This window comes from Geobacillus sp. WSUCF1, from assembly GCF_000422025.1.
Classification (GTDB): domain Bacteria; phylum Bacillota; class Bacilli; order Bacillales; family Anoxybacillaceae; genus Geobacillus; species Geobacillus zalihae.
This window is the reverse complement of record NZ_ATCO01000198.1, coordinates 1-3,045: the sequence shown is the minus strand read 5'-3', so window position 1 is coordinate 3,045 and position 3,045 is coordinate 1. Positions and strand designations below refer to the sequence as shown.

The window sequence follows — 3,045 nt, the reverse complement described above, 5'->3', positions numbered from 1 at the left end:
CTTGGCGTTGAGATTCCGGCTGAGGAAGTGCCTCTCATTCAAAAAATGCTCATTAAAAAGTGCAACATGCTTGGCAAGCCGGTCATCACGGCGACGCAAATGCTCGACTCGATGCAGCGCAATCCGCGGCCGACGCGGGCTGAGGCGAGCGATGTCGCCAACGCCATTTTTGACGGCACCGACGCCGTCATGCTTTCCGGAGAAACCGCAGCCGGCCAGTATCCGGTCGAAGCGGTAAGGACGATGCACCAAATCGCGCTCCGCACCGAGCAGGCGTTGGAGCATCGCGACATTTTGTCCCAGCGCACGAAAGAGAGCCGAACGACGATCACCGATGCCATCGGCCAATCGGTCGCCCACACGGCGCTCAATTTGGATGTCGCGGCGATCGTGACGCCGACGGTGAGCGGAAAAACGCCGCAGATGGTGGCGAAATACCGCCCGAAAGCCCCGATCATCGCGGTGACATCAAACGAAGCGGTCTCGCGGCGGCTGGCGCTCATTTGGGGCGTGTATACGAAAGAAGCACCGCATGTCAATACAACCGATGAAATGCTCGATGTGGCGGTCGACGCGGCAGTGCGCTCCGGCTTGGTGAAGCACGGCGACTTGGTCGTCATCACGGCCGGCGTGCCGGTCGGCGAAACGGGATCGACGAACTTAATGAAAGTGCACGTCATCAGCGACTTGCTTGCCAAAGGGCAAGGCATCGGCCGCAAGTCGGCATTCGGCAAGGCGGTCGTCGCCAAAACGGCAGAAGAGGCGTGCCGAAAAATGGTAGAGGGCGGCATTTTAGTCACCATCAGCACCGATGCCGATATGATGCCGGCGATCGAAAAAGCGGCGGCGATCATCACCGAGGAAGGCGGGTTGACGAGCCATGCGGCGGTCGTCGGCTTAAGCCTTGGCATTCCGGTCGTCGTCGGGGTGGAAAATGCCACAAGCTTGTTTAAAGATGGGCAAGAGATCACGGTCGATGGCGGCTTTGGCGCCGTCTACCGCGGCCATGCGAGCGTGTTGTAACGGACGTTGCAGCAAAACAGGGTGTCCCAAAAGCAGCGGGACACCCTTTCGCATCGTCCTATATACCCATTAAACATCTTTGTGAAACGAAAGATTGTATTCCTATTATAGAAAGCCGAGCTTTTGAGACAGCTCCCTTCGATTACGTGGTCGGCTTGCCGATAATAAAGCGCCAAAGATCACGAAAAACATTGGCGCTATGGAGCGTGCGGATGATGACAAGCGCGACGGGGCCGGCAATCAAGCCGAGAAAGCCGAGCAGTTTGAAGCCGACGAACAAGGCGATGAGCGTGGCGAGCGGATCGAGGCCGATCGTTGAAGAAAGCACTTTCGGCTCCATGATTTGCCGTTGGACGAGGACGACGACATACAGCACGCCCAATCCGATGGCAAACGGAATGTCGCCGCTAGCATGGTGTAAATGATCCAAGGAACAAATACAATCCCCGTTCCCAAATATGGCAAAAGATCGACGAACCCGATGATCAATGCGATCGTAATGGCGTAATCGACGCGCAAAATAAGCAAGCCGATCAACACGATGACCGTCGTAATCGAAATGAGCGTCGCCTGCGCTTTGATAAAGCCAAACAGCGCCCGCTTTAAATCAAGAAACACCGTTTTTCCGCTTGTGCGGGCTTTCGTCGGCAGCCATTGCTGCGCCATGCGCACGAGACGCCGCCAGTCTTTGCTGATGAAAAACGTCGCCAACAGCGAAAAAATAAACACGGTCGCGGCATTCGGCAGCCAGGCGAGAAGCTGCGGAATGTTTTGCAGGATGCTCTGGACAAATTCACCAACCGTCGTCCCCATTTTTTTTCCGACGGCTTGAATGTTTTGCATAATCGTATCCTGTTGGGCGGCGCTTAAACTTTTAAACATCCCGGCCAAATCTTTGTAAATCGGGATGATTTGGTCGGCGACGAACGTCTCCATATACGTGATCAATGCTTGAAATTTTTCCGGCACGACGCGGGCTAAATATTGCGTTCCCGAAACGATTTCGGCAACAAGAAGCGTGACCAAGCCGGCGACCGCGGCAAACAACATGATGAGCGTGACGCTGACCGCGAGCCAGCGCGGCATTTTCGCTTTCCGCTCCAAAGCATCGACGAGCGGGTTGATGATCATCGCGATGAAAAAGGCGATGATGAACGGATACGTCACCGTCGCGATGTAGTACGCAGCGATGGCGCCGAGCGCGACAGCGGCGATGACAAGAAAAAAGCGCAAAAAGCGATCAACATAAACTCGGGACAATGTTTCACCTCCAACGACGTTCCATATTGATATATTACACGTTTTCTTACGGGGAAGCAAAAAGACAAGTTTCATAGGAAAGGACGGACGACCGTGAACGAACCGGTGTTGTTTTTATTGTTGTTGCTTGCGCTCGGCTTTCTTGCGAAAAACAAGTCGCTTATTGTCGCCGTCGTTGTGCTGTTGGCCATCAAACTTGTCAGCTTGGATCAAAAAGTGCTGCCGATCATTCAGTCCAAAGGGATCAACTGGGGAGTGACGGTCATTACGATCGCCGTGCTCGCTCCCATCGCCTCTGGGGAGATCGGCTTTCGGCAGCTTGTCGGCTCTTTGCAGTCGTTGTCGGCCTGGGTGGCGCTCGCATCTGGCATTTTTGTCGCCTTGATCGCCAAAAATGGAGTAACGCTCCTTGCCCATGACCCGCATATGACAGCGGCGCTTGTGCTCGGAACCATCCTCGCGGTTTCGCTGTTTCATGGGGTGGCGGTTGGTCCATTGATCGGCGCTGGCATTGCCTATACGGTCATCAAAATGGTAGAATATTTTTGATCACCAGGCGGCGTGTGGGATCCTCCGTTTTGAGATGAATGGATTTCTATTTTATTCCTGATCATCATTTCTTTGGCTCTTCACCAAAAGTTGTACTTGATTTTTTCTGAACTCTATTTACGCTTGTAAGGGAAAATCAACAAATCAGTGATTTTTTCAAATCTTTGTGCAGGAAGCTGTATTGCTTGTCAAGTACATGTTGTGGTGAAGAGC

The 3,045-nt window shown here is 53.4% G+C and carries 2 protein-coding genes and 1 pseudogene; 2 read left to right on the top strand and 1 reads right to left on the bottom strand.

From position 1 onward, the window contains the following. Positions 1-1,023 (top strand): pyruvate kinase (locus tag I656_RS01405; protein WP_020756644.1); only part of this gene is annotated, 1,023 nt, incomplete at its 5' end. A gap of 142 nt (positions 1,024-1,165) precedes the next feature. Here the strand turns inward: I656_RS01405 and ytvI are convergent. Continuing rightward, positions 1,166-2,283 (bottom strand): annotated as a pseudogene (gene ytvI, locus I656_RS01410) (sporulation integral membrane protein YtvI). 93 nt (positions 2,284-2,376) lie between these two features. On the opposite strand from ytvI, the gene I656_RS01415 reads away from it, so the two are divergent. Then, a complete protein-coding gene (locus I656_RS01415) occupies positions 2,377-2,832 on the top strand; it encodes a DUF441 domain-containing protein (RefSeq protein WP_015375587.1) in 456 nt (151 codons plus the stop codon). Positions 2,833-3,045 lie beyond the last annotated feature (213 nt).